This is a genomic window from Pseudoalteromonas luteoviolacea (genome assembly GCF_021654285.1).
GTDB lineage: Bacteria > Pseudomonadota > Gammaproteobacteria > Enterobacterales > Alteromonadaceae > Pseudoalteromonas > Pseudoalteromonas luteoviolacea_J.
In genome coordinates, this window is sequence record NZ_JAKFZS010000009.1 from 15708 (window position 1) to 40921 (window position 25214).

Annotated in this window: 21 protein-coding genes; 12 read left to right on the plus strand and 9 right to left on the minus strand. The window is 43.6% G+C overall.

All coding sequences use genetic code 11. The features are described from left to right. Positions 1 to 13 precede the first annotated feature (13 nt). Positions 14 to 1804, minus strand: a complete 1791-nt coding sequence (locus L1077_RS09945; RefSeq protein ID WP_237136699.1) for a two-component system response regulator — start codon at positions 1802 to 1804, stop codon at positions 14 to 16. Positions 1805 to 2057: 253 nt separating this feature from the next. On the opposite strand from L1077_RS09945, the gene L1077_RS09950 reads away from it, so the two are divergent. From L1077_RS09950 to L1077_RS09980, 7 genes are all read left to right on the plus strand, one after another. Continuing rightward, a complete protein-coding gene (locus tag L1077_RS09950) occupies positions 2058 to 2681 on the plus strand; it encodes a LysE family translocator (protein WP_237136700.1) in 624 nt (207 codons plus the stop codon). Beyond that, the gene (locus L1077_RS09955; protein WP_237136701.1) at positions 2678 to 3151 is read left to right on the plus strand and encodes a macro domain-containing protein; all 474 of its coding nucleotides are present in this window, start codon (positions 2678 to 2680) and stop codon (positions 3149 to 3151) included. Before L1077_RS09950 ends, L1077_RS09955 begins: the two co-directional genes overlap by 4 nt. A 122-nt stretch (positions 3152 to 3273) precedes the next feature. Next, a complete protein-coding gene (locus L1077_RS09960) occupies positions 3274 to 3948 on the plus strand; it encodes a response regulator (RefSeq protein ID WP_237136702.1) in 675 nt (224 codons plus the stop codon). Beyond that, positions 3945 to 5390 (plus strand): two-component system sensor histidine kinase CreC, encoded by a 1446-nt coding sequence (gene creC, locus L1077_RS09965; RefSeq protein WP_237136703.1) that lies wholly within the window; start codon positions 3945 to 3947, stop codon positions 5388 to 5390. The genes L1077_RS09960 and creC overlap by 4 nt, the downstream gene beginning before the upstream one ends. A gap of 71 nt (positions 5391 to 5461) precedes the next feature. Next, positions 5462 to 6811, plus strand: coding sequence for a cell envelope integrity protein CreD (gene creD, locus L1077_RS09970; protein ID WP_237136704.1), 1350 nt, complete (start codon positions 5462 to 5464; stop codon positions 6809 to 6811). A 108-nt stretch (positions 6812 to 6919) separates the two neighbouring features. After that, positions 6920 to 7552: a LysE family translocator gene (locus L1077_RS09975; RefSeq protein ID WP_237136873.1), complete on the plus strand. Its 633-nt coding sequence runs from the start codon at positions 6920 to 6922 to the stop codon at positions 7550 to 7552. Positions 7553 to 7571: 19 nt separating this feature from the next. Beyond that, positions 7572 to 8075, plus strand: a complete 504-nt coding sequence (locus L1077_RS09980; RefSeq protein WP_237136705.1) for a GNAT family N-acetyltransferase — start codon at positions 7572 to 7574, stop codon at positions 8073 to 8075. A gap of 79 nt (positions 8076 to 8154) precedes the next feature. On the opposite strand, the gene L1077_RS09985 is transcribed toward L1077_RS09980, so the two are convergent. Next, positions 8155 to 8841: a tRNA (adenine(22)-N(1))-methyltransferase gene (locus tag L1077_RS09985; RefSeq protein ID WP_237136706.1), complete on the minus strand. Its 687-nt coding sequence runs from the start codon at positions 8839 to 8841 to the stop codon at positions 8155 to 8157. Beyond that, on the minus strand, positions 8842 to 9447 hold the full coding sequence (locus L1077_RS09990; protein WP_237136707.1) for a TetR/AcrR family transcriptional regulator: 606 nt from the start codon (positions 9445 to 9447) through the stop codon (positions 8842 to 8844). A gap of 192 nt (positions 9448 to 9639) precedes the next feature. Here L1077_RS09990 and L1077_RS09995 point away from each other — a divergent pair, with 192 nt between their 5' ends. The 3 genes from L1077_RS09995 to L1077_RS10005 all read left to right on the plus strand — a co-directional run bounded on the left by L1077_RS09995 (position 9640) and on the right by L1077_RS10005 (position 11551). After that, the gene (locus L1077_RS09995; protein ID WP_237136874.1) at positions 9640 to 10680 is read left to right on the plus strand and encodes an MBL fold metallo-hydrolase; all 1041 of its coding nucleotides are present in this window, start codon (positions 9640 to 9642) and stop codon (positions 10678 to 10680) included. Between the two features lie 60 nt (positions 10681 to 10740). Continuing rightward, entirely contained in the window at positions 10741 to 11103 is a 363-nt protein-coding gene (locus L1077_RS10000; protein ID WP_237136708.1) for a nuclear transport factor 2 family protein, read from the plus strand. Between the two features lie 82 nt (positions 11104 to 11185). Then, positions 11186 to 11551, plus strand: a complete 366-nt coding sequence (locus tag L1077_RS10005; RefSeq protein ID WP_237136709.1) for a hypothetical protein — start codon at positions 11186 to 11188, stop codon at positions 11549 to 11551. A gap of 201 nt (positions 11552 to 11752) precedes the next feature. Here L1077_RS10005 and L1077_RS10010 read toward each other — a convergent pair whose 3' ends face one another. Further along, positions 11753 to 12082 (minus strand): hypothetical protein, encoded by a 330-nt coding sequence (locus tag L1077_RS10010; RefSeq protein WP_237136710.1) that lies wholly within the window; start codon positions 12080 to 12082, stop codon positions 11753 to 11755. A gap of 271 nt (positions 12083 to 12353) precedes the next feature. Between L1077_RS10010 and L1077_RS10015 the strand changes: the two genes are divergently transcribed. Next, positions 12354 to 13283 carry a glycerophosphodiester phosphodiesterase family protein gene (locus L1077_RS10015; RefSeq protein ID WP_237136711.1) on the plus strand — a complete coding sequence of 310 codons (930 nt, stop codon included), beginning with the start codon at positions 12354 to 12356 and terminating at the stop codon, positions 13281 to 13283. 51 nt (positions 13284 to 13334) lie between these two features. On the opposite strand, the gene L1077_RS10020 is transcribed toward L1077_RS10015, so the two are convergent. Together L1077_RS10020 and L1077_RS10025 are read right to left on the minus strand one after the other, a co-directional pair. After that, positions 13335 to 15125: a sulfite reductase subunit alpha gene (locus tag L1077_RS10020; RefSeq protein ID WP_237136712.1), complete on the minus strand. Its 1791-nt coding sequence runs from the start codon at positions 15123 to 15125 to the stop codon at positions 13335 to 13337. 13 nt (positions 15126 to 15138) lie between these two features. Further along, entirely contained in the window at positions 15139 to 20568 is a 5430-nt protein-coding gene (locus L1077_RS10025; protein WP_237136713.1) for a glutamate synthase-related protein, read from the minus strand. A gap of 548 nt (positions 20569 to 21116) precedes the next feature. Between L1077_RS10025 and trpS the strand changes: the two genes are divergently transcribed. Continuing rightward, a complete protein-coding gene (gene trpS / locus L1077_RS10030) occupies positions 21117 to 22115 on the plus strand; it encodes a tryptophan--tRNA ligase (RefSeq protein WP_237136714.1) in 999 nt (332 codons plus the stop codon). A gap of 69 nt (positions 22116 to 22184) precedes the next feature. On the opposite strand, the gene vioE is transcribed toward trpS, so the two are convergent. Genes vioE through L1077_RS10045 form a run of 3 tightly spaced genes read right to left on the minus strand, consistent with a single transcriptional unit; the run spans position 22185 to position 25214 of the window. Beyond that, a complete protein-coding gene (gene vioE / locus L1077_RS10035; RefSeq protein WP_237136715.1) occupies positions 22185 to 22787 on the minus strand; it encodes a violacein biosynthesis enzyme VioE in 603 nt (200 codons plus the stop codon). Position 22788: 1 nt separating this feature from the next. After that, positions 22789 to 23925 (minus strand): tryptophan hydroxylase, encoded by a 1137-nt coding sequence (locus L1077_RS10040; RefSeq protein WP_237136716.1) that lies wholly within the window; start codon positions 23923 to 23925, stop codon positions 22789 to 22791. Further along, the gene (locus L1077_RS10045; protein ID WP_237136717.1) at positions 23925 to 25214 is read right to left on the minus strand and encodes an FAD-dependent oxidoreductase; all 1290 of its coding nucleotides are present in this window, start codon (positions 25212 to 25214) and stop codon (positions 23925 to 23927) included. Before L1077_RS10045 ends, L1077_RS10040 begins: the two co-directional genes overlap by 1 nt.

Consider the following 25214-nt stretch of genomic DNA (forward strand, 5'->3'; position numbering starts at 1 on the left):
CTCTTTACACAGTTTATAAGTTGTTATTCTTATCACTTGGCTGCTTAAGTGGTAATTCACTGTTTACCACAGATAAATGCCCTGAGCTGCTTTGCTCATCTTCAAGTAACTGCTTTACTTTTTGCTCCGTCATGGGCTGATAAAATAAATACCCTTGTAAATAATGGATATTCAGCTCATTACAGGCTGAGGTTTGTGGTGCTGTCTCTACGCCTTCGGCAACCATTTTAAAATTAAGTTTGGAGAGCATGTAAGCCAACCCTTTGAGCATATCATGATTGGTTGAGTCCGGATGTGAGATACTTTGAATGATTGAGCGGTCAATTTTCACCATTTTGATGGGTGATTTCAGTAAATGGGGAAGTGATGAAAAGCCTGTGCCAAAATCGTCTAGTGCTAGATTCACCCCATGCTCCGACAGTGTGGTTAAAGTTTCATTGATGATGGAGCAATCTTGTAATAAGGCTGACTCTGTCAGCTCTAGGACCAATTTATTTGCTGGAATATTCAACTGGCTGAGCGCGTCAATCACCATATACGAAAAGCCTCCGGTAGCCAGTTGATTTGCAGAGACATTTATCGCCAGTTTAAAGTCGTAGCGGCCTGCTTTTAGCATATCGGCAAATTGTCCAAGGGCTGATTCCAGTACCCATTTACCGATTGATTGGATCAGATCGGTTTCTTCAGCGATAGGAATGAACTCATTAGGCAGTTGCGTCGTATGTGCAAAAGGCCAGCGGATCAAAGCTTCTATGATCTCAATTTTTTCTGTTTTACTGTTGATGATGGGTTGGTAGTTGAGTTGAAAGTCTTGATTAAATGCAGCTTGCCTGAGCTCAGATTCTACCTTGTATTTGAGTAAAAACGTCTCTTGTACATTATCTTGAAAAATCTCAATATGCTCGCTATTTTGACGTTTGGCGCGATACATGGCGATATCAGCAAGTTTGATTAAATCCAGTGCATGTTCTGCGTTAATGGGAGCTAAAGCAATGCCAATGCTTGCGGTACAGTGAATGGCATGTCCATCTAATTCGAAAGGGATTTCAAACGTACTTAAAATTCGCTTAGCAATGACTTTGGCTTGTGAAATACTGGTGAGCTCACCACAGGCAAAAGCAAATTCGTCACCACCTAAGCGTGCCAATAATTCGTTCTCTCGCAGAATCTCTTTAATTCTGCCCGCAACGGCTATCAGCAGTCGGTCGCCAGCATCATGGCCAAAATGGTCATTAATGTGTTTGAATTTATCTAAGTCCAGCATCATCACCGCGACGATTTCTTCATTTCTTCTTGTACGGGACACTAGCAGGCGATTGAGCACCTCTTCAAAGTGAAAGCGGTTGTGCAGCCCTGTGAGGGTATCTTTTTCGGCTAAATCTTTAATATGTTGATAGCTATCATGGAGTTGCTGCTCAAGCTCATGTCGTTTTCTTGCTTGCAAGATAGAACGTGCAAGTTGTGAGCTGGTGATCTCATGTTTGAGTAAAAAGTCTTGCGCACCGGCATTGATACAATCCAGTACAAGCTGTTGATCATAAAGGTTACTGATCATCACAATGGCGGTATGCTTGAGGTGGTTGTCACCGCGCAGTTCAATGATGGCTTCAACACCATTGACCAAAGGCATATTAAAATCGAGCAAAATGACATCAAACTGCATGTCTTGGATTAATTGATAGGCTTCTACTAGGCTAGTTGCCTCTACGATATCGTAATGCTGTTGCTCGCCAGAGAGCGTCTTAATGACGGTTTTTCTATCAATGGCGTCATCATCGACGACAAGTAGCTTAGTATAAGTCATAAATATCTTTTCCCTGTTCAGTCCTTAACCAAATACAAATCAGTATTAATTACTATACTCACTCTTAACTCTAGTCTAAGGCCTGAAGAATAGTAGGGCTGTGTAAAATGTTTGGAATAAAAAATTCCTTAAAAATGGTTTTTGGGGACACTATTCGCGAAAGGTTGTTTTTTTTATATACAAACCTTGAACTAATGTGTATGAATATTAGGTAAATAGGCAAAGTTGGCATTAACCAAGGGAATTAAAGAAGATGGAATACATCATCGCAGTGGCATTATTTGCGATTTCTACCTCAATCACACCAGGACCAAATAATATTATGGTGATGACCAGTGGGGTAAATTTTGGTGTTAAAAGGACCTTGCCTCTGCTAGCCGGTATTTGTGTGGGATTTAGCGTCATGCTGATGGTGGTAGGGCTTGGATTCGGTCAGATCTTTACGCTCTTCCCGAGTCTGCACTTTATCATCAAGTGCGTTGGTGTGCTTTATTTGTTGTATTTGGCATGGCTAATTGCCCGCACCGCGGCGGGTGAAATGGAACACAAAGCGCAAAGACCCATGACATTTATCAATGGCGCTTTATTTCAATGGATCAACGCTAAGGCGTGGGTCGTTGCAACAGGTGCCATTGCCGCTTTTACAACGGTGGGAGAAGGGTATTTATTGCAAAATATCACCATAGCATTGGTTTTTTTGGTGGCTGCATTTCCCTGTGTTGGCAGTTGGCTATTATGTGGCACAGCGCTAAAGCGCGTGTTCACCCAAGGTAAAGCAAGGCAAACGTTTAATTATGCCATGGCAGGGTTGCTAGTATTATCGGTGGTGCCTGTGATTGTTGAAGTAGTTACGCAATTGGAGCAGCAGCTATTATGAGTATTGATGTCATCGTGGTACATGGCGATTTGTTGGAGAAAAAAGTGGATGCCATAGTAAATAGCTGGAATCGCAATATCATTCCTTGGTGGTTATTGATTCCGCAAGGCGTATCTGGGGCGATTAAGCGAAAAGCGGGGACTGTGCCTTTCAAAGAGGTTGCAAAATTTGGCGCTATCCCCCTTGGTGAAGCGAGGCTGACCTCTGCGGGTTGCTTGGATTATAAAGGCATTATTCACGTTGCAGGCATTAATTTATGTTGGTTTGCGACGCAGTACTCAGTGACACAGTCTGTGAAAAATGCAATCGCGCTTGCAGAGCAACAAGGTTACAAGCACATTGCGATGCCTTTGATTGGCGCCGGATCTGGTAATCGCTCTACACGATGGTCGTATCAATGCATTATGAATACACTAGAGCAGTTAGATAGTTCCGTTGCAGTGAAGCTGGTGAAATTTACCGAAACTTGATTTGGGTCACAGGCATAACGTCCAGTTTTTAATATGTTTTTTGTAGTTTATCGCTTTACTCTCACCTATACTGTGCGCTTTAAACTCTAAGCATATTGATAGCCTGTTACAGCGGAGGCCTTTTGAATATTGTCATCATAGAAGATGAGCCTGCTATTGCAGATACATTAACACATGTACTTGAAATGGATGGTTTTAATGTCGTCTGGTTCAATACTGCGGGGGCAGGCCTTGCTCACCTACAAACTAACCAATCTGACCTATTAATTCTAGATGTAGGCTTGCCAGATGGTAATGGCTTTGAATTATGTAAACAGATCCGTGAGTTTTCGGCACTGCCCATTATATTCTTAACGGCTCGCGCTGACGAAATTGATCGGGTTGTCGGGTTAGAGATTGGGGCCGATGATTATGTCACTAAGCCATTTAGTCCAAGAGAGATGCTCGCTCGAGTAAAGCTCAGACTCAAGCCTCGACAAACATCATTGCCTGCGGCGGCAAAGACATTATCCAGCGGCTTAGTATCTGAAAACTTCGACTTTTATAAAGATGGTGTTGGACTTGGTTTAACTGCGCTGGAGTTTAGGGTGTTGGACGCATTGGTGCAGTCGTCACCGCGTATATTGAGCCGTCAACAATTGATGGATTTTGCCCAGATGCCAGCAGAAGAGGCTTATGAGCGTAATGTAGATTCTCATATTAAAGCCATTCGCAATAAGCTTAAAACAGTTGATATGAGCGAACATCTCAAAACCAAACGTGGGTTTGGGTATTACTTCGAATACTCGGGGTCATGATGCAGCGATGGCCTAAAATCCCACTTGGGATCAGATTATTTGTGCTTTATTTCGTCATTGTGATCATGACGACTTACTTTGTTAGCTCGACACTTATCAAAGAAATTAAGCCAACAGTTAGACAGACCACAGAAGAAACCTTGGTAGATATGGCGAATTTGCTCGCGGTATTGGTTGCGGATGATTTGGCAAATGACACACTGCAAAACAGTAAAATAGCCGATTTACTCCAGCAGTTTGGCAATCGTAGTGTAGATGCGGCGATTTGGGGAGTTGATAAAAAGTCGATGACCCATCGTATTTATGTTACTGACAGTAATGGAATAGTCGTTGCGGACTCATGGCAACAAGATATTGGTAGCGACTTTTCTCGGTGGAATGATGTGTACCTGACTTTGCGAGGTGAATACGGGGCGCGCTCAACTGCCACCGACCCCAATGACCCACTTTCAACGGTGATGCATGTGGCTGCCCCGGTTATCCATCAGGGAAAAACCATTGGCAGCCTGACGGTTGCTAAGGCGAACCGTTCTGTTCAGCCTTTTATAGACTTGTCTAAACAACGGGTTTTTAATTGGTTGGGCATAATGAGTGTGATGGTGTTGCTGGTTGGCGCTATAGTGGCTTGGCGGATCAATTCAGCACTGAAAAAACTGTCTGTCTACGCGTATAAAATGGGACAGGGCGAAAAGGCGAGCAAGCCGACATTTAGAGTATTTTACGAATATGCCCAGCTCAGTGATGCCCTCTCGGACATGCGAAATCAGTTAGATGGCAAAGATTACGTCGCCACGTATGTTGAAACATTGACTCACGAGCTCAAAAGCCCGCTCTCTGGGATTAAGGGAGCCAGTGAATTACTCCAAATGCCGCTTGAAGAGGACAAGCGACAAAGATTTGCGAGCAACATTGAGCGCGAGTCCGCGCGCATGCAATCTTTAATTGATAAATTATTGGTGTTGGCAAAGCTTGAAAAGCAACCGGAGCTTGAGCAAACCAGTAATATTCAAAGTCGTGATTTAATCAATTATGTTGCAGATATATTGAGCATCAAATTTGAACAAAAATCAGTGCAATATCAATTTGATGACAGTCAAAATGTTGCCCTTGTGGGCGATGAGTTTTTACTACGCCAAGCCTTATTGAATCTGTTTGATAATGCGTTAGATTTTATTGTCGAGGGCGGTGAACTCAGCGTGCGCATTGAGCAGCGAGACAAGCATTGCTGCTTTGTGATTTTTAACCAAGGCGAACAAATACCCGAGTATGCATTACCTCGTTTAACAGAGCGGTTTTATTCACTGCCAAGAGCCAATGGCAATAAAAGCACAGGGCTTGGGCTGAATTTTGTTGAGCAAGTGGCCAAATTGCATTTTGGCTATCTAAATGTTTGTAATCAGCCAGAGGGCGTTGAAGTCACTCTCGCGATTAAATCTCCATAAAGACTCCATATTAACTCCACAGAGACACCAAACGAGATTGATACAGTGTTGGTAAACCTGAGGAGTTAATTATGAATAATCAAAATAAAGAAAAAATCGGAATTAAATTTGTCACGCTGATTGGGGTGATAATTTTTCTGATGATCCCCATCATGTTCATTGCCGATTTAATTGATGAACGAAGTTCAATACAGCAACAAGTTCAACAAGAAATTGCCAAAAGCAGCAGTGACGAGCAACGTCTGATTGGTCCATTTTTATACATAGAATACGAGCGGGAAGTAACACGTAATCAGGAAACCAAAACGATTAAGAACAAAGCGTTTGTTCTGCCTGACACACTGAAAGTTCATGCAAAGCTAGATACGTTTGAGAAGTATCGTAGCATTTATAAAGCCACTTTATACCGCTCTATCAATACCATCTCCGGTGAGTTTTCAGTGGCGCATCTCAATGAGCTTGAGGCAGACAAGGTACTGTCAGTAAATTTGGTGTTTGGTATTCAAGATATTCGCGGTATAGGCCTTGATTCAGTGCTTAAAGTAGCGAACAAAGAAGTAGACATGTTACCAGGCACCTTGTTGACCAGCATAAAAGAGGGAGTTCATGCGCCAATCTCTGTCTCTGCGTTATCACAAGAAACATTGGCTTTCTCTGCTGATTTACATTTGCAAGGCATGATGCGTCTTGCTGTATCGCCGCTTGGTAGTGAAACACACGTAAGCATGTCAGCAAACTGGCCTCACCCTAGTTTTGAAGGAGAGTATTTACCACTGAGTTCAGACATCAGTGACGAAGCTTTTACTGCGCGTTGGCAAGCTAGTTATTTTTCTACCAACATGCAAAGCATATTTACTAGTTGCGTGATGCGTAATGAATGTACAGAGCTTATGAATCGTACCATGGGCGTTGCCCTTGTTGACCCGGTTGATCATTATTTAAAAAGTCATCGTGCTATTAATTATGCACTTTTGGTTATTTTACTTGTAATGGCAAGCTTCTTTTTACTCGAATTGGTGCGCTCAGAGCCTATCCACCCTGTGCAATACGGCTTTGTGGGGTTCACCTTGGCCATTTTTTACTTGTTACTGATCTCACTGAGTGAGCATCTAGGTTTTGGCTTTGCGTATGTAATCTCTACATTGAGTGCAACAGGTTTGCTTGGCTGGTATGTAGCTGGAGTATTAAACAGTGCCAAATTAGGTGTGTACTTTGGTCTTGGCTTGACGATGTTATACAGCCTTCTGTATGGCATGTTAGGGGCAGAGGACTATGCACTCCTTATGGGCAGTTTAATGTGCTTTATAGTCTTGTCTTTGGTGATGATTTTAACTCGCAAAGTGAACTGGTATGGTTCGGCTCAGCAATCGGTCAGTAAGACTGCATGTGAAACCGATCATGCGCAGGGTTCTAAGACTTAACTCTACACATAAAATATAAAAATCAATCATTAAGACGTATTTATCTAAAGGGAATACGTGTGGCAAACTTGTCGGTTTTTTGCAGTAATAACGATGGAGATTGTATTGATGCTGGAACTTTCGATTTTGCCACTTTTTGTGATGACCTGTTTAATACTCGCGGTGTCACCGGGGCCCGATCTGGTCCTTATTTCTGCTTATTCGTCTGGGCAAGGTGTATTAGCAGGAGTTAGAATATCCATGGGTATTTTTGTCGCAGGCATTGTACAAACGCTTGCTGTCGCTTTGGGGCTGGGTCAGTTAATGCAGCAGTTTCCTCCTTTGATCATGATTATAAAAATGCTGGGTGCGCTGTATTTGGCATGGCTCGGTGTGACTATGCTACGCACATGGTGGGCGAATAATCAACAGCATAAAAACGCAGCACAAACCCCGAGCCTATCGTCTAGTAATCTGGTTTTAAAAGGGTTTTTAAACAATTTGATGAATCCAAAAGCCATCTTATTTTTTAGTGTGTTCTTAGTGCAATTTACCAATGATGCACAGCCAATGAGTATGCAGATCATCATTTTAGGCGTGTTGTTATGTACGATTGTATTGCTGGTTAACTTTGTTTTTTCATTTATATTCAGTAAGGTAGCAAAGGTATTTGCTAGAAAAATTAAGTTCAGCCAACATTTTGATGGCATTTTAGGTGCGCTGTTTTTGGCGCTGGCAGCAAGGTTAGCGCTGTCAAAATAACATCACAACGGGATATGCAATGACAACAATTGAAACCTTGGACACTGAACGGCTCAGGCTAGTTGCGCCAAATGAAGCGTGCTTAGATGCCTATTTGCAGTTTTATACCGATGGTAGTGCATCAAAAATGTACGGCGGGCCGATTGAGCCTGCAAAAGTGCTCGCTAGACTTAAAGCCGATCTGGGGTGTTGGGTTTTATATGGTTTTGGGGTGTGGGCTGTACAAGAGAGAGAAACTGGGCACTATATTGGCACGTGTGGTTTTTGGCGCGGATACAATTGGCCAACGGAGCTCACTTGGTGGCTACTGCCTGCGGGGCGTGGCAAAGGCTATGCCCTTGAAGCGTCTAAAGCGGTGATTGAGTATGCTTATGATGTATTGAAGTTTACACAGGTTCAAACCTACATGAATGATGATAACACAGCCGCTCGGGCACTGGTTGAGCGTTTAGGAGGCGTTAAAACGGACAGACAATGTTTTCCCGATGGCTTACATCGCGATATTTTTACGATTAAAAAATAATAGAAATATTCCACTTTTGAGAAACGCCGGTGGTTGCAATAAAACCATCGGCTATTTCGCCAGTGCTGCAAGCTCTGCACTAGTTTTTAGGCGTGACTTTCACACCTTCATACGCCGTAATAATATCTGACACGTCATTGTCACTGCGATTAATACGTTGGTAGTGAGCGATGGTTTTACTTAAATAGGCTTTTGCATTGGCAGAAGATTGCTCATCACTATATTGCCAAATTGCTTCACCTACAGATGAGATTGGTTGTGTTGTAGCTGAAAGGTCATTAGTGACTTTCAGTATTTCGTAATAACGCTTATTTTCACTAATTAATGTCTCATCAATCAGATTCAAATTGAGGTGGTTAAGCGCTTGTCTCAAGGTATAAAGATGATGCACAGGGCAGAGTAAAAACTCGATGTCAGAACTTGGATTATTGGCGAGTATTTGTTTGATAAATCGACCACATAGGTCACCGCCAACACCGGCAATAATCACAAGGTGCTTCCCTGGTTTTCCCTCAAGTGGGAGTTTTGCAACATCCATACAGTGGGTTTGCCATTGAGTTTGCTTATCGGCGTAAAACTGTGCCAGTTTCGCGTCTAAGGCTTCCATTAAATGGGGGACAATATCAACAAAATGCACGGTGGCATCAAGGTTTTTATCAAGTAGATTGGCGCCCAGTAGGCCATGATCACAACAGCAGTCCCAAATATGGGCGTACTGGTTGTCTACAAGCTGACTAATTTCTGCAAGTCGTTTACCTAACTTCATTTATCGCTCACTTTTCACTTGATAGCGGGCTAAAAACATATCGACGGTTTCTTCTATAACCTTGTCTTGGGTGATGTGAGCATCAAGCTCAAAACCATACAAGCGAGGGTAAAAAATAAAGGACTTTAACTGAAAGACAAATTGCTTGGCTGCGAAAGTAATATCATCGACTTCCAGTTGCTTTGCGGTGATTGCCTGGTCAATAAAGGTTTCGAAATAGCGCATACAGCCCACTTTGGTGTTATTCAAGTGTGCAGCCATATCTGGATTTTGCAACAGCTCTAAAAATGCCACCCGCGCGATGCGCAAAAAGGGAGCAGAGGTCAACATGTCTGCTTCTGATTTTGCGATGTCAATAAGCTGATCGCGCATAGGTTTGTCATTCGTATAAACAAGCTCTTGGTCTTGGGTTACTTGGCTGAGCATGTTTTCAATCACGGCGTAAAGTAGTGCTTCTTTGCTATCAAAGTGGTTATATACAGTGCGTTTAGATACTTCTGCGGTTTGGGCAACCAAATCCATGCTGGTTTGTTGTGCACCGTGTTCAGCAAATAAATGTTCTGCTGCATGAATGATTTGCAAGCGTTTTTTCTCTGATAGCTTCATCAACTAACTCCTCACTTTGATGGGGATAGTGTAGCTGAAATCAAAAAAACTTGCACTGTGTAGTTTACTTTTATTCATTCCTGTGAAAAACTGCACCGTGTAGTTTACTTTTGGTGGTGGCGTATGAAAGCTAAATATAAAGTGTCTTTTGTAGCAGCAGTATTATTTGGATTAACGGTTGGAGGATGTTCTATGGTGTCAAATTTAGACGCGCAAGTGAATGAAGCGGGTTATCACTCAACTCAATTTAAAGAGGGGAAGTTTCACAACACCAGCGAAACCCAACCGCCAAGTTTAAGTAAAACGCTGGGCATTTTTTGGCGCTTTATAACGGAATCAAAAGTCTCACCTGTGCCGAGCAAGCCATTACCCATGGTGCAACAGACGCCATCTATGTTGGCACAGCTGTCGGACACACAAGTACATATGATCAAATTAGGTCACTCATCTATTTTGTTTAAAGTGTATGGTAAATATTGGTTGTTAGATCCGGTGTTCTCTAAACGCGCATCGCCATTTAGTTTTGCTGGGCCTGAGCGCTTTCAAGAAACGCCTATTTCTCTTGAAGACTTACCGCCAATTGAGCGCATTTTAATTTCTCACAATCACTACGATCATTTAGACAAAGACAGCGTGTTGGCTTTGATGGATAAAACGCAGGAAATTTTTGTTCCACTTGGTGTGGAAGGGGATCTTGCTCAGTGGGGAGTAGATAAAGCCAAGGTTAAAGTATTTGACTGGTGGCAGGAGTATGTTGATAGTGAGAGCTTGGTCGCATTCGTACCAACACAGCATTTTTCTGGCAGGGGATTGGGAGATGGCAACAAAACGCTGTGGGGCTCATGGGTAATAAAAGCGGGCGAGCAAAGTCTTTATTTTAGTGGTGATTCTGGGTATTTCGATGGCTTTAAAGACATAGGACGACGCTACGGGCCATTTAATTATACTTTCATTGAAACCGGTGCTTATGACAAAGATTGGGCTGATATCCATATGACGCCCGAACAAAGTGTTCAAGCACATATTGATTTGAATGCAGAGGTCATGCTGCCGATTCATAATGGCACATTCGACTTGGCATTCCACGCTTGGTATGAGCCGTTAGAGCGTGTATCTAAAGCCGCGCAACAGCATCAAGTGACAATCAACACCCCCATTGTCGGTGAGGTACTTACTGCTGGAGAGTCGCATAATAATGCCTTTTGGTGGAAATCTTTCATGTCTAACGGTTAACACTCGACATTTGTTTGTATAGTATACCGGTCCAAGTTAATAATAATTTGGACCTGCTTTATGCATACAGAAATAGAACAAGCCACCATTGCCATCGTCGACCGTCAACTTGAAGCCTATAACAATCAAGACATTGACGCCTTTGCAGCGACGTACAGCGATGACGTAGAAATTTACCAATCACAAACCTTGGTGTTCAAAGGTAAAGATGCTTTGATTGAACGCTATGGCAAAAAATTCGCTAGCCTAAGCTATTTGCACGCAACTTCATTAAAGCGCATTGTCCATGAGTACTTCTTGATTGATCATGAGTTGGCTGAGTCTTCGACATTACCAAGCAAAGAGGTAGACAACAGTATTAAAGTGATCGCAGCTTACGAAGTGCAAGATGGTCTTATTTGCAAAGTGACATTTATGGGTTAATGATTTAGATAGTCTGTAGCGTTTACATAGTTTTTGATATTGATTATTATTATCAATATCAAAAACCAAGATACGTTGGGTTATGGACTTTCATCAGGTGATTGCCAAAGATGCGTATGAGCAAGCATATCAGTCTGCCAGTGCTGAATTTGCAGTAAAGGCAATGATACTCAAGCATAGCCCTGCCAATATTGATAACCTCACAGATTACATTGAGGCTGGACACAAATTTATCTCAGTGTGTTTAAGTGGCCACGATCCGTTACATACTGCACAATTACGTATGTGGTTTAGACGTAATCTGGTGTTAAATTCAAGCAGGGGCTCAGCAAATTTAAAGTTTAAACATATTTGCCGTGCAGAACTTCAGCGCTTAGATAAGCACTTAAAAGTCGTGTTTTCATACTATGGCAGCAATATTATCCCCTTGTTGCCTCAAGTGAAGTAATATTGAGCACAATTGGCTATTAATCTTCTTAGCCGCTGCCGACAAGTCAAAATCGAGTTTCGCCAAATAGCTTCTATCGTATTGTTGCTTTCAGGCTTATCTTGCAAAAGGGTGGGTAAGCCATCACTACATGCTCCTGTTTTGAACATAAGCATCACTTTTAGCGATTCAAAAGCATGTAAATATGCTCATTATTATGTATTAACTTTCAACTTTGGACATGATGAACTGATTATCTTCTTCACGAAATAAGTAGAAAGTGAACGTATTATTTTGCTTGATTGACCCTGAGCTATAAATCATAAACGTCAGCGGAGAGTGTGTTAAATAGCGGTATTCAAATGGCGATCCCCGTTTGTCCAATGGTACGCTACTGAGTAGCTCTGGATGAAGTTCAGTCAGTGTTTTTAAAGCGTTTAAATCAGCCAAGTTGTTGCCTGGTTTGGTGTGATAAATAGTGAGCGCATCGGAAATTTTTAACACATTAGAGACGTCTTTGTTGGTTTGATTACTAAATAAGTTAGTAATCATTAGTAACAGCAAAATTAATATAACTAAGGTGCTGTAAATCGTGTTTCTTTGTATTGTCATTTTTATAGGAAACAGTCTAAATAACAAGCGCGGCGGACATGCTTTTAAGTCAGCTTCAGTAATATCATTAAGATGAATAAAAATAAAGCAAATGACGATATATTTAAGTAGTAACCAGCGACCATAGCGCTGTGATTAGGGGTTAGACAATTCCTTAAGCCTACTAACTTTGCTAAAATGCGAGACTTAAAGGTTTACTATTGAGGAATTCATGAAACACTGGGCTGTACGTTTATCCGTTTTAATACTCATTATTTTAGCTGCAAGACAACCTGATCTTGAGCTACAAAATCCCGGAAAGGTTATTTCTTACAAAGGATTAGTACAACCTACTGACTACAGGGGGGTAACTAACGAAACGTGTACAGCAAACAGGTTGACGTCTATTGAACATCCATTTATCGAAAATACACTCCCCGCAATTGAGAAAGCATTTGAATTAGGGGCAGATACTGTGCACCTGAACGTACATGCGACAGCAGATAAAGAGCTGGCTATTTTTCATGATTGGACCCTAGGTTGCCGAACCAATGGCGAAGGGGTGACCTCAAAGCAAACCATGGAATATTTAAAAACTTTAGATACAGGATACGGCTATAGTGTCGGTGAAGAGGAAATATACCCACTTAGAGGCAAAGGGGTTGGCCTCATTCCGTCATTAACTGAAGTACTGACGAAATTCCCAGAAAAATCGTTTTTACTTAATGTGAAAACAGCAGGTCCAGAGTCAATGGAAGTCTTGACGAGTCATTTAAATAAGCTGACTGTTGAACAGCGCAGCCGTATTAGCTTTATGGGTATTCAAAGTGTATCAGAGGAAATTATTGAGCAATTTCCTGAGCAAATGACGTACTCAAAAGAGGTCGGCAAACGCTGCCTTGTAAAGTATATCTTTATCGGCTGGTCGCGCTATTACCCGGGTTCTTGTAGTAATACAACCCTCGTTATTCCAGAGCAGTTTGGTAAGATTTTGTGGGGATGGCCTGAGCAATTTGCAGCCCGAGCTCAGCAAAACGGCAGTGAAGTGTACCTTTATCAAACTAAGCAGCCTTACTCATCAAGCAGTGATTTAAGAGAGCAGGGCATCGGTCTGTTTACTGCTGATATGTTTGGCTTAACTGAAGGCGCGAAAAGCAACTAACTCAGCGTGTTTGAATAAAGAAAAGGCTGCGTGTGCAGCCTTTTTTCATCTTTAATAGACGTCTCGCACATAACGTTTTTGCTTTTTAAGGCTTGCGACATAGGCCTGAGCCTCTGCTTCATCAAAACTACCGTGCTTGGCAATGACATCATGCAAGGCCTTATCAACGTCTTTGGCCATTCTGAACGCGTCACCACACACATAAAAATAAGCACCACGTTCTAACCAGCTAAAGAGCTCTGCGCCTTGTTCTTGCATTTTGTCTTGTACATAGACTTTTTGTGCTTGGTCTCGAGAGAATGCTAAATCTAAACGAGTAAGCAAGCCGCTTTGCTGCATTTGCTCGAGCTCTTCTTGGTATAAAAAGTCACATGACTTTTGTCTATCGCCAAAAAACAACCAGTTGTCACCAGAGGCTTCAGTGGCCGCGCGTTCTTCTAAAAAGCCCCTAAATGGCGCAATACCGGTTCCCGGGCCGACCATAATAATTGGTGCTGATTGGTCTTCGGGTACCGAAAAGTGTTTGTTTGGTGCAAAGTAGCATTTCACTTTATCTCCGGGCTTACAGACGTCGGCTAAAAAGGTTGAGCAGACCCCATTGTGGGCGCGGTTTTCTTGCTCATAACGGACGCTGGCAATGGTTAAATGCACTTGATTGTCATGTTTTTTGATACTCGATGAGATTGAATAAGCTCTTGGTGCAAGTGGTTTAGATAAACGGATAAAGTCGCTTGCGGTGAATGCATTGGGCGCATATTTTCTCAATAGGTCAACACAATCGAGACCCCAGATAAAATCATTTAAGGCTTGAGCGTCTTCCTCTAGTTTAGCGATAAATTGAGCATCACCACTACGAGCAGCCACTTCAGCGACAAACTCTTTGCTAGGTATTCTGATCTCTAAATGTTCACTAAAAATAGTTTGCAGTTCCAGCGTATGGCCATCGTGCTGCTCTTGCTGCTCAGGGCGCGCCCCAAGTAATGCGATTAACTCTTCAACCAAATCTGCACGATTAACAGGGATCAAATTAATGGCATCCCCTGCGTCATACACTTCCTTTGAATCAAGTAACGAAAACTCGTAGTGGCATGTTTCCTTACCAGAGCCTGGTTTATTCAGTGTATAGGCGTTGATCAGTTCGGCTTCAAATGGGTTTTCGCGCGTGAATTTGGGTTTGGCTTTTTTAGTGGCTACAGGCGCACTAGTAGGAATAACTTCACTTTGCCCGTTACTGCCTTTTTGTGCAATGGTCGGCAAGGTTTCAGCAATCCACTCTTGCGCGGGCGACTCAAAGGCCACATCGCAATCGACTCTGTCTGCGATGCGCGTTGCGCCAAGCGCTTCAAGACGCTCATCCCATTGAATACCAGCAAGGCAAAAATCATCGTAATTAGTATCACCAAGAGCCAGTACAGAGAAATAGGTTTTATCGAAGCGAGGGGCTGTGTCACTCGTGATATCATCCCATAGTGCCTGCGCGTTATCAGGCATCTCGCCTTCGCCATACGTACTGGTAATAACCAGTAGTCGTTCAGCTTGGCTGAGCTGAGTCAATTCAGCATCATCCATATCAAGCACCACAGGGGAAAGACCGTGGTTTTTAGCAATTTCAGCTGCTTCTTCGGCAACGCCCTCGGCGTTCCCTGTTTGAGAGCCATAAATAATAGTGATGGGTTTAACTTGCTGTTGCGGCGCGCTGGTGGTTGATACATGCTCTTCTTTGACCAATAAGCGAGTATGCAGACCTGCTAAAAATCCGCCTAGCCACTGTCTTTGATCGTCGTTAAATGGGATATCCTGTGGTAAAAACGGGACTTTTTTGTTGCTTTTAATGTGTTCCATAATCTTCTCCTACTTACGCAGCGTGCCTGACGGCTTCTGAAAGTACATGGCAATAATGCGTGGCGAGTAATTCATTTAAACTGCGATATTCAAGCAAGGCTTGTTGCACCGCTTTGTCTCTGTGAATGATCCACACACTTGTTCCAATCGCTGGTGAGTCACATACCTCTCTAAGTGAGAGGGCATCTTTGTAATCTTGCACACGTTTTTGCGCCAGTAAGCAACTAAGAGCTTGGTCGTCATAACTGGCAAGCGCTTCTTTGGCGTCTTTAGCTAATGCATCGATAAGCTTGTGATCTAAAGTGTCAAACAAGTAGTGTGCATTGACCTCTGTATAGCCTTGCGCATGTTGTTTTTGCACAAGCTGGTCTGCCCTATGCAAAATCCCTGCGCTGCTGATGTAGCGATACACAAGATCGGTATCACAGTCCCCATAGGCGGGGAGTTCACCATCAAATAAGCTGATATTGGTGTCGTGATAGTCCTGATATGCATGCTTTATCGTTTTAACCGACTTTTCAGCCCAGCCTTGTGATAACTCTTCCAACATGGCACGTCTATTAAGCGTTTGCTCAATGCGATCTGCACAGTGATACTGGAACAACGCATTCGGGATAAGCACATAAAAGTGCTGTTTGGCTGTTTGCCAGTCATCTAGAAGTGCTTGAACTTTTAAGGAGCGTGTTGCTGTGACATGATCAGTTAAATGTTGCAATAGTGCTTGTTCTTGCCCTTTGCAAAGTGCATCATCTTCTCCTAGGTGCAAAGCTGTGACTGAATCTTGGGAGCAGAGTTCACTTATTCGTCCTGACGGGTCGTATTGATAAGCGGTGCCACCGCTCATGCCGTTACCAAAGCCTTTGCCATACGTGCCAATATTTACAATGGCACCATTGGTCATATACTCGCAGCAAAAATCGCCAACGCCTTCAATCACAGCAACAGCACCTGAGTTCCTAACGCCAAATCGATCACCCGCTTGTCCGTTAACGTAAAGCTGTCCGCCCGTCGCACCAAATAAAGCAAAGTTTCCTATGAGGACATTTTCTTCTATAGAGTTATTACCACTGGTAACGACGATTTGTCCGCCACTTGCGCCTTTTCCGACACCGTCATTACAAGTCCCTATATGTTGCAGAAACATACCTGAGTTATTAAAAGCACCGTAGCTTTGGCCCGCAGAACCAGTTGTATGCAGTTTAATGCTATTGGGTTTGAGCGTTTTACGACCATTTTCAAGGCGCATTATGGCGGGGTGGTTTTCAATGTCAGCATCCGATAAGCGATAATTCAAAATACGCTCAATATCAATAGCCAATTGACCACCTACGGTTTTGTTGCAGTTGTTAAGCTTGACAGGATCGCTTTCAAACTGGGTGAGCTTAGTGGTAAGAAAATTACTTTCTAATTGCTGCAACCAAGCACTGTCGATATCAAAGTTAGCTTCTAAATAAATTGGGGTAGTAATCTTTATTTCTTGGGCTGGCTTCAACATTGCTGTCATATCCAGCTTACCGACCATGGCTGGGTGAGATATCAAATGCAAAAGGTCTGAACGTCCTCGAACTTCAGCTAGAGAGCGATAACCAATGCTGGCTAAAATCTCACGGACTTCGTGGGCCACATTCATAAAATACTGTGCAAGCGCTCTTGGGTCGCCTCGATACACCTCAGGGTTTGTGGTCAATCCCGCAGGACATTTTAAATTACAGTTTTTGGCCATCACACATTTGAGCATCATCAAGGCGGTGGTACCAAATTCAAAGGAATCCCCTCCAAGCATCGCTGATTTCACCACGTCACTACCAGTTTGGTGTGCATTAGAGCAGCGAAGCGTTATTTTGTCGCGCAGGCCATTTTCGGCCAGTGCTTGGTGCACTTCTGCAATGCCGATGTCGGCAGCGCGCCCCGTGTGTTTTAAACTGGTTACTTGCGCAGCCCCCGTGCCACCTGTATTCCCTGCAACATTGATAACATCTGCGCCAGCCTTGGCGACACCCACAGCAATAGTACCAATGCCTTCAGAAGACACTAGCTTAACAATCACGCGTACGCGCGCGGCTTTTGCATCATGAATTAACTGGCCTAAGTCTTCGATTGAATAGGTATCATGATGCGGTGGAGGAGAGACGAGTTCGACCCCTGGCGTACCCCCTCTTGCTGCGGCGATAACTACGTTCACTTTTGGCGCGGGTAATTGTCCGCCTTCGCCTGGTTTTGCACCTTGACCAATTTTGATTTCGATTTCCTGTAATGCAGGATCGGCAAGGTAGCCAGTCCAAACACCAAAGCGTCCTGAGGCAAACTGCTTAATTTTACTGGCTTTGACCGTATTGTAGCGGCGTGAGTTTTCACCGCCTTCACCTGAGTTACTCATCGCTCCTGCGATATTAGTACCTTGCGCAACAGCCTCGTGGGCCTTTTCGACCAAGGCGCCATGACTCATTGCGCCAGAGGCGAATGTCGCCGTGATTTCATGAGCGGGTTGCACATCAGAGAGAAAAATTTCATCTGCGCCGTTCACTAATTTGCTACACAACTTATCAAGCGTAGAGTTAGTCCGCGTTTCAATGAGAATTTTGTCATTGGCTGGCAGAATTTCATACACTTCTGCTTTGAATAGTTGATTGAGTGCCTCAGCCAGATAGTTGTTGGTATCTACATTATTGGCGCTGTGGCTCAATAGCCATTTGTGCTGTGCGATAGGTTCAACATTTAATCCTCTCACATGTACTTGGAAGGAGCCTGAAATCTCAATCAGCTTGAGCGTATCAATGAAGGCTTGCGTGCTGTTGAGTTGGGTAAAGTCTAAGGGCAAGGCGAGCACGTCTCGTAGCGCAGCTGGCCGATGATGACGTTCAACCAGTAAGTTGTGGCTAAACTCCCTGTAAGCTTGCGTTATCTTAAATTGAGCGATTTGCTCAGGCGTCCTGGCTTCGAAGCCTAAGTCTTTATAACCATCGTCCTCAGGCAAGATCACGCCAGTGTCTGTGGACTCCAGCTGTGATTCATCAATATATTGAATTTTCTCTTCCGTCATATTGATGTATTCACGTACGGCAGTTGTACCAAAACTGTGACCGGCTCCTTGTGCACGCTCTTTGAATAAACCGAGCACAGGTATTTGATCTTCAGCTTGCACTTCGAATACTTTTTTATGCCAGCTTACGGCACTTTCTACGAGGTCTTTAAAGCGCGCTCCGCCAACTGGTGAGTGAATATTCGGGAAAATGGCTTTGAGCAATGGGTCATGAGTATCTATGAAGTTGGCTTCAAAAAATTCACCGCCAATGTAGCTCTCAACAGTACATAAACCGAATTTACCCATGGTTTTCATCAAGGCTTTTTCTGCGGCTTTTTGATATCGAGCGAGTGCATCGAGTACCGCTTGTTCATTTTCGAATAGCTCAACGGCGCGATTGTAGACAGTAATAGGGCACACCGCGGATGCACCAAACCCAAGTAGGCAAGCAAGGTCATGGGTGCTGGCGGCTTGACCTGTATGGCAGACTAAACTGGTATTAAAACGTAGCCCCTCAGCGATTAGCTTTTGGTTAATGGTCGCAACGGCTAACAGTGCCGGGATCGCTGCCTGCTGATGGGTAACCGCCTGGTCACTCAAGATGATAATATCGCAGCCGTCCTGGGCTAATTGCTCGGCGCGACAAGCCAGAGTTTTGAGTGCATCAAGTAATTGCTGTTGATGGTCTGCCTGCTCTGGGTCAACATTAAACAACATGGGCAAAGTGCTCACCTTGAGTGCCGTTTGGGCACTGATTTTCGCCAAATCTTGAGGTTTTAAGAGTGGTGAATTGAGCACAATTTGGCGGTGACTTGTTGGGCTAATATTGGGCTTTGCTCCCAGTGCTACACGTAAAGTCATGCCATCGACTTCGCGAATGCTGTCTAGCGGGGGGTTAGTCACTTGTGCAAAACGCTGACTGAAGTAACGTGATACTCCCCCCTCCTCACGAGTAAGTACGTTAGGCGCGAGGCCATAACCCATTGCTGATATTTTTTCCGAGCCATCTTGCAACATTGGGTCAAGCATAAACTTAAAGCTTTCTTGGTTCATGCTATACGCAACATGTTGTGCTGCTATATTGAGCTGAGTATTATGAGTGACATCGCTTTGATTAACGGTGGGAAGTTCTGCCAGTGTGAGCCTTGCTTTATTTAACATCGCCGCGTAATCGTGTTCAGCTGCGAGTTCTTCCATGATTTGTGCGGTGAGTTTTATCTCTTTTTTTTGATGGTCAAAGACAATCATACCGCCAGCTTCAATACGGCCTCTGCGAATAACCTCTTCATCGGGAAAGTCAATTTGCCCAGCTTCACTCATTACTGCAAGATAGTCATGGGTTTCAACGCTGCGAAGTGGTCTCAACCCGAGTCTATCCAATCGTGCCCCAACTTTAACGCCGTCTCCAAAAATAAAGGCCGCGGGGCCGTCGTTTTTCTCTTCATATAATGAAAAGTACTCAAGCATTGCGCGCACGGGCTTAGATAAGCTCTCATCGTTTTCCCAAGCTGGTGGCATCATAGCCAGCGCTGCCACATCAATCGGCATATCATCTTCGATAACGCGTCTTGCAAGGGTTTGGTCAAGCCTTGCTGAATCAGATTGACCAGCAGGGAATATCAAACGCTTGTTTTTATATTTAGCAATGGCGTTTTCACTGAGTCTATTTTTCCTGTCTGTATTTAACTCTCCATTGTGTGCCATACGTCTAAATGGCTGAGCAAACATGGGGTTAGGCGCTGTATTGGTTGAAAATCGAGTATGGAAGAATAAAGTGTGAACTTGCTGTTCCGGATCACTGAGGTCTTTGAAATAGGGGATCACTTCCCAGCTATTTAATCGACCCTTTAATACTTGCGTTTGTGAGCTCATTGAGAGTGGATATAAACCACGAAGGTGCTCTGAAGTAAATGCATGCAGCTCAATCTCTTCCAGTGCTTGATGTATTAGCGACTCAAAGACGGACTCGCTGTTGATATGAACGGGTCTTGAAAAAACAAATTGCTTTATAGCTAACTGTGCTTTTTGGCTTTCAGGGTTGAGTACAGAGCTGTCTGTTGCAACATCTCGTGTTGTTATAACCTCTAGATTATGTTCAGTTAGAACACGGCTGATCAATGACAGTGCATCTTCACGATTGGTACTGTCATTGGGCAGAAAAAAGTTAGCGACACCAAACGCACCTAATTCTAGATGTGGTTGTTTGGTCACTTTTCTAAAAAATGTGAGAGATAAATCAATATTTACACCAGCGCCATCGCCAATTCCTTCGGCATTCATACCACCTCTATGTGGGATCATACATAGTGCCTGATGTGCGTGTTGGATAAGTTGATGTGTTTTTAAGCTCTGCTTGTGAGTAATAAAGCCGACACCACAACTAGACTTATCGAGGTCTTTATCAAATAAATATCGTTTCATAGTGTACCCAATTCAGTAAAACGGGTGTGCTCATCTTGGTCATTAACTTTGAAAACGAGCTACACATTTTTTAAGCAGGCTTTCCAAGCTACTTCTTTGTGAATTTATATGCAAATGATAAATATTTGTATTCTCTTGTTGGTGGTTTTTTTTGTTTTTTTTGCACGGCATTTATAAGGGGTTTTATGTGTAAGTGGCTAAATAATTGATATTTTTTGTGTTTCTACCCATGATTTTAAAATGAGTTGAATATTTTTCACGCTTGTGAATTTTTATTGTGTTAGTCAGTTTGGCTTGAAGCTTTTTGAATCGCAGCAAAGGTAACGAAGGGGAGCATTTGAGTTTAAAAAATAGTCTTGCTGAATTACTGTCCCTGTGTTAGCTTAAACCCGTTATGAATACTTATAATTTTGAATTACTTATCAATTTATCTTGGTGGCGCTCTTAATAGAGCGGCGCTTGAATACGTGTGTTCAACTGCTGCCGAAAGGTGAAGGTTGATACACAAACTCTGTCTCTTTCGGTAGTAAATAAACAAGGAGACAGCCATGACACATACCATTCTTACTGGTGACAGACCAACCGGACCACTGCATTTAGGCCACTTTGTGGGTTCCTTACAGCATCGTGTATCTTTGCAAGAGCAGCACAATCAAACCATATTAATCGCTGACATGCAGGGATTGACTGACAATGGCCACAACCCTAAAAAAGTTGCAGACAACATCTTCAACGTCATGGCTGATTATTTGGCTGTGGGGATCTGCCCGACTAAAACGACGATTTGTTTGCAATCGGCATTACCTGCATTGGCTGAACTGGCCATGTATTATGCTAACCTCGTCAGTGTTGCGCGATTAGAGCGTAACCCCACAGTTAAAGCAGAAATCGCTAGCAAAGACTTTGGCGCTTCCATTCCGGCGGGCTTCTTAAATTACCCTATAAGCCAAGCCGCTGACATCACTGCATTTGACGCGACATTGGTGCCTGTAGGTGAGGATCAATTGCCTATGATTGAATTGACCAACGAAATTGTGCGCAAGCTTAACCATGTTGCTGGTAAGCAAGTTTTAATCGAGGCTAAGCCGTTATTGAGTGAGGTATCCCGATTACCAGGAGTTGATGGTAAATCCAAAATGTCGAAATCTCTTGGCAATGTGATCACCTTTGGTAGTACTGATGATGACATAGTCAAAGCCGTGCGTGCTATGTATACAGATCCAAATCATATTCGTGTTGATGACCCAGGTCAGGTTGAAGGGAATGTTGTATTTACTTACTTGGACGCTTTTCATGACGATAAGAGCTATGTTGCATCACTCAAAGAGCATTATCGTCGAGGCGGCTTGGGAGACAGTAAACTCAAAGGTGTATTGGCAGATTGTTTAGTGAATTTAATCACCCCAATTAGGGCTAGAAGAGCACAATACATTTCGGATCCTGCGCAGCTGAGAGCTGTATTATTGGCTGGCACAGAGCAGGCAAATCAAAAGTCACAACAAGTACTTGGGAGAGTGAAACAGGCGTTTGGTTTGAATATTCTTTGAAGGGTGATGATGTGACCGACCACATGTTAAATGTGGTCGGCACGCCTCATTCCCAATGCACTTGGGTCATTACTCAGGTTGTTTTAATGGCACGTGTTGGAAGATTTCTGGGTCAATTTCACGGGTGTTGAAATTAGGGAAATCTCGAACGGAAGCCATTTTTTGAGGGTCACCTGTGACCATTCTCAAAAGCTGATTGGTATCTGCTTTGAAGTAATATGTGGCGGGGCCTTTGCCATTCGGGCGTTGGAAATGCCAAATATCAGCCTCAAATCCCAGAACCTCGCATGTTCCTTGGAACTGAGCATCACACAATTCCAATACATCTTGCATCAAAATGAGCTCGTGGCACGGGTCAACTTCGTCATTTAAGACTTGCTCTTTAAAGGAGCTCTGTTTATCAATGTGCTCACGGCTATACGCAACTTTTGATTTGAAAGACTCATGGGTTGCAGGGTACATGATTTCAGACATCCACAATCTATGACCTGTTTTTTCTTCAGACCATGGATTGAAAAGGCCGTCGATTCTGCACACGTTGCGGGTATAGTCAAACCAGCAATAACCTGATGTAATGTGCTCTTCCGGCTGCATCGGCTGCCAATAAGAAATATAACTGGTGCTCCACTGCGCAGGTAGCTTGGGTCGCTGCTTTTGCTTTTGCAGGTCCATATTACTTCTCTCCACGAGCCAGTGCTCTTTCTAGTGCTTGGCCAAGTGCTGCTGGCAATGGCGGTAATTCGCTGCGGCGCTCTGCAAAGCTCTGTGCAATTTCTGGAGGAGATAAATGCATTCTGTCTTCGACAGTTTCAAACCACAAGCGGCTGATAGTGGCGTGTTGGTCAAATAAACGCATGATAGGCATGACATGCTGGTTAAAGTCAGTCAATGCTGCTTGCACACTATCTGGGTTATCATACACGGCCTTTACTAAGATCTGTGCCCCAACCACAGCCATGGTGGTACCGTGACCGATTGAGAAGTGGCCTGATTGCAATGCGTCGCCAAGCAGCGCGACATTGCCATCAAACGCCTGTTCGTGGCTCAGAGTCATAAAATTACGCCACTTTAAGCCTTCTTGCGCCATTACAGGGTTACCGTCTAAGTCATCTTCAAAAACTGATGCGATGAACTTTTCCGCATCTTGCGCTGACATTTCATCTAGGCCTGACTTTTGATAGGTTTCTTCGCTACATTCAACCACGAATGTGCTCATAGTACTTGAGTACTTGTAAGAGTGCGCGACAAAAATGCCTTTAGAATGAGATTTAAAAATCAGGTTCATGGCATCAAAAGTTTTAGGTGTGCCATACCACATATAGCGGTTTTTACCGAACTCAATCTTTGGCTTCAGTGCATCACGGTAGTATGTGGTGGTGTGGTTGATACCATTTGAGACCACCACTAAATCATAGTCATTGCATAGCAACTCAGCATCTTCAAGAGCTGGCTGTTCATAGTCAATGGTGATACCTAGGCTGACGCAAAGTTGTCTAAGCTCTCTGACCATAGACTTTCGCTCTGCACCACACAGGGTCACACCAGTACTTTTTAGCGCGCTTTGATTGTGGTGAGTGAGTTTAAAGTCTTCTAAGTATTGCGCGTCAAGCGTTTCATGATTTGCTAAGTACGACAGCGGGTTCGCAGGGTGGTGCGGTGCACGACCTGGTAATACCACGCCCCAGCCAACAACGTTTGCATCTGGATGATTCTTTTCAATGATGCGAATATCCCAATCTGGTTGTAATTTTTTAGTTTCACTTGCGAACATCAGGCCAGATGGGCCTGCACCAACGACTAAAATCTTCATTAATTCATTCTCCCTATTTTATACCAAACGTTTTGCTTTTCTTGCTTGTCTCTAAGTTCACTGTAACGCATTGAAGTGAAATATAATTTTTCTGCCATATCTGGCGGGTAATGGTCTGGAAACTTTTGGTTCATGTAACGGGCAAATCGTGCTCGCATGAAGAAGACTGGATCTGAGCAGCTAAGCACCTCGTAGTTTGCTCTGGCCATGTCTTGCATGGCGTCGGCTTCTATTTTACGAAGCTCTGTGAATTCACTCAGCACCTTGCCAAAGTCATCGCCATATTGCTCAAATAAAGTATCTAATACATATGCATCTTCAAGGGCCATATTCATACCTTGGCCCAAAAACGGTGCAGTGGCATGGGCTGAGTCACCAATCAGTAGCGCAGTGTTTTTATAGTGGAAGGTAGAAGAACGAACATTAATTAAGTCGTTGCTTGGCTTCACCATAAATTGCTCGAACATATCTTGGCGAATATCTTCTGGCACCATAGGGTAGTACTGATCGAAAAATGCACGCATTGCGGTGCTGTCATCACTGTGTAAGCTCACTTGCCCTGTGTAAGGTAAGCACACAGCAAAACTGATACTGCCATCAGGTATAGTCGCTGCACGTCCTGCGAATTGACCGCCTGAGTCCATGCCAAAAAAGTAAAGTAGATCTTTGCGTAAGCCCACTTTTGAGGCATCAGGCACTACCAAAGTTTTGTAACCATGCTTAAAGAAAGACTGGTGGAACTCAAAGCGTCGACAGTTTGACTGCATAGCCTCTCGTACACATGAGCGCGCGCCATCTGCACCGATCAGTAAGTCGCCTTTATGAGTGACAAAGTTGTCATTACTGTCTTTGGTCATGACTGAGCTGTTGTCTAAGTTTACTTCAAGGCAGCGTTGATCATAGTGGTAATGAACGCCTGCTTGCTCTGCGTATTTATTGAGTAAAACTTGAAATGCACTGCGACTTAATGACAGCGGTTTAAGCTTATCAAGCGGTGGCAGTTCACGTGTCTTAGGCTCACCTTTGATAAAAAATGACATACCAGATACTTCAACGCCACATGCTTGTAATTCCTCAACGGGGATCCCCGCAGCGACAACGGCTTCAATGCCTCTTACGGTCATACTCACCCCAATGGCGCGTGAGCTAACTTGGTCAATATAGTCGGCCTGACTTTGTAGGGGGTTTCCACGTTTTTCTATGATGTGTACATCGTATCCACGTTTTGCTAAGTATATGGCTGTCAGGCCACCGGCTAGACCGCCGCCAATGACGATTATTTTCTTCAT

Coding starts and splice junctions, on each gene's coding strand:
- trpS (WP_237136714.1), top strand. CDS start 21,117: ATGACACATACCATTCTTACTGGTGACAGACCAACCGGACCACTGCAT.
- L1077_RS09980 (WP_237136705.1), top strand. CDS start 7,572: ATGACAACAATTGAAACCTTGGACACTGAACGGCTCAGGCTAGTTGCG.
- L1077_RS10025 (WP_237136713.1), bottom strand. CDS start 20,568: ATGAAACGATATTTATTTGATAAAGACCTCGATAAGTCTAGTTGTGGT.
- L1077_RS09955 (WP_237136701.1), top strand. CDS start 2,678: ATGAGTATTGATGTCATCGTGGTACATGGCGATTTGTTGGAGAAAAAA.
- creC (WP_237136703.1), top strand. CDS start 3,945: ATGATGCAGCGATGGCCTAAAATCCCACTTGGGATCAGATTATTTGTG.
- L1077_RS09985 (WP_237136706.1), bottom strand. CDS start 8,841: ATGAAGTTAGGTAAACGACTTGCAGAAATTAGTCAGCTTGTAGACAAC.
- L1077_RS10020 (WP_237136712.1), bottom strand. CDS start 15,125: ATGGAACACATTAAAAGCAACAAAAAAGTCCCGTTTTTACCACAGGAT.
- L1077_RS09975 (WP_237136873.1), top strand. CDS start 6,920: ATGCTGGAACTTTCGATTTTGCCACTTTTTGTGATGACCTGTTTAATA.
- L1077_RS10045 (WP_237136717.1), bottom strand. CDS start 25,214: ATGAAGAAAATAATCGTCATTGGCGGCGGTCTAGCCGGTGGCCTGACA.
- L1077_RS09990 (WP_237136707.1), bottom strand. CDS start 9,447: ATGAAGCTATCAGAGAAAAAACGCTTGCAAATCATTCATGCAGCAGAA.
- L1077_RS10000 (WP_237136708.1), top strand. CDS start 10,741: ATGCATACAGAAATAGAACAAGCCACCATTGCCATCGTCGACCGTCAA.
- L1077_RS10005 (WP_237136709.1), top strand. CDS start 11,186: ATGGACTTTCATCAGGTGATTGCCAAAGATGCGTATGAGCAAGCATAT.
- L1077_RS09950 (WP_237136700.1), top strand. CDS start 2,058: ATGGAATACATCATCGCAGTGGCATTATTTGCGATTTCTACCTCAATC.
- L1077_RS09995 (WP_237136874.1), top strand. CDS start 9,640: ATGGTGTCAAATTTAGACGCGCAAGTGAATGAAGCGGGTTATCACTCA.
- L1077_RS09945 (WP_237136699.1), bottom strand. CDS start 1,804: ATGACTTATACTAAGCTACTTGTCGTCGATGATGACGCCATTGATAGA.
- L1077_RS10010 (WP_237136710.1), bottom strand. CDS start 12,082: ATGATTACTAACTTATTTAGTAATCAAACCAACAAAGACGTCTCTAAT.
- L1077_RS10015 (WP_237136711.1), top strand. CDS start 12,354: ATGAAACACTGGGCTGTACGTTTATCCGTTTTAATACTCATTATTTTA.
- L1077_RS10040 (WP_237136716.1), bottom strand. CDS start 23,925: ATGAAGATTTTAGTCGTTGGTGCAGGCCCATCTGGCCTGATGTTCGCA.
- creD (WP_237136704.1), top strand. CDS start 5,462: ATGAATAATCAAAATAAAGAAAAAATCGGAATTAAATTTGTCACGCTG.
- vioE (WP_237136715.1), bottom strand. CDS start 22,787: ATGGACCTGCAAAAGCAAAAGCAGCGACCCAAGCTACCTGCGCAGTGG.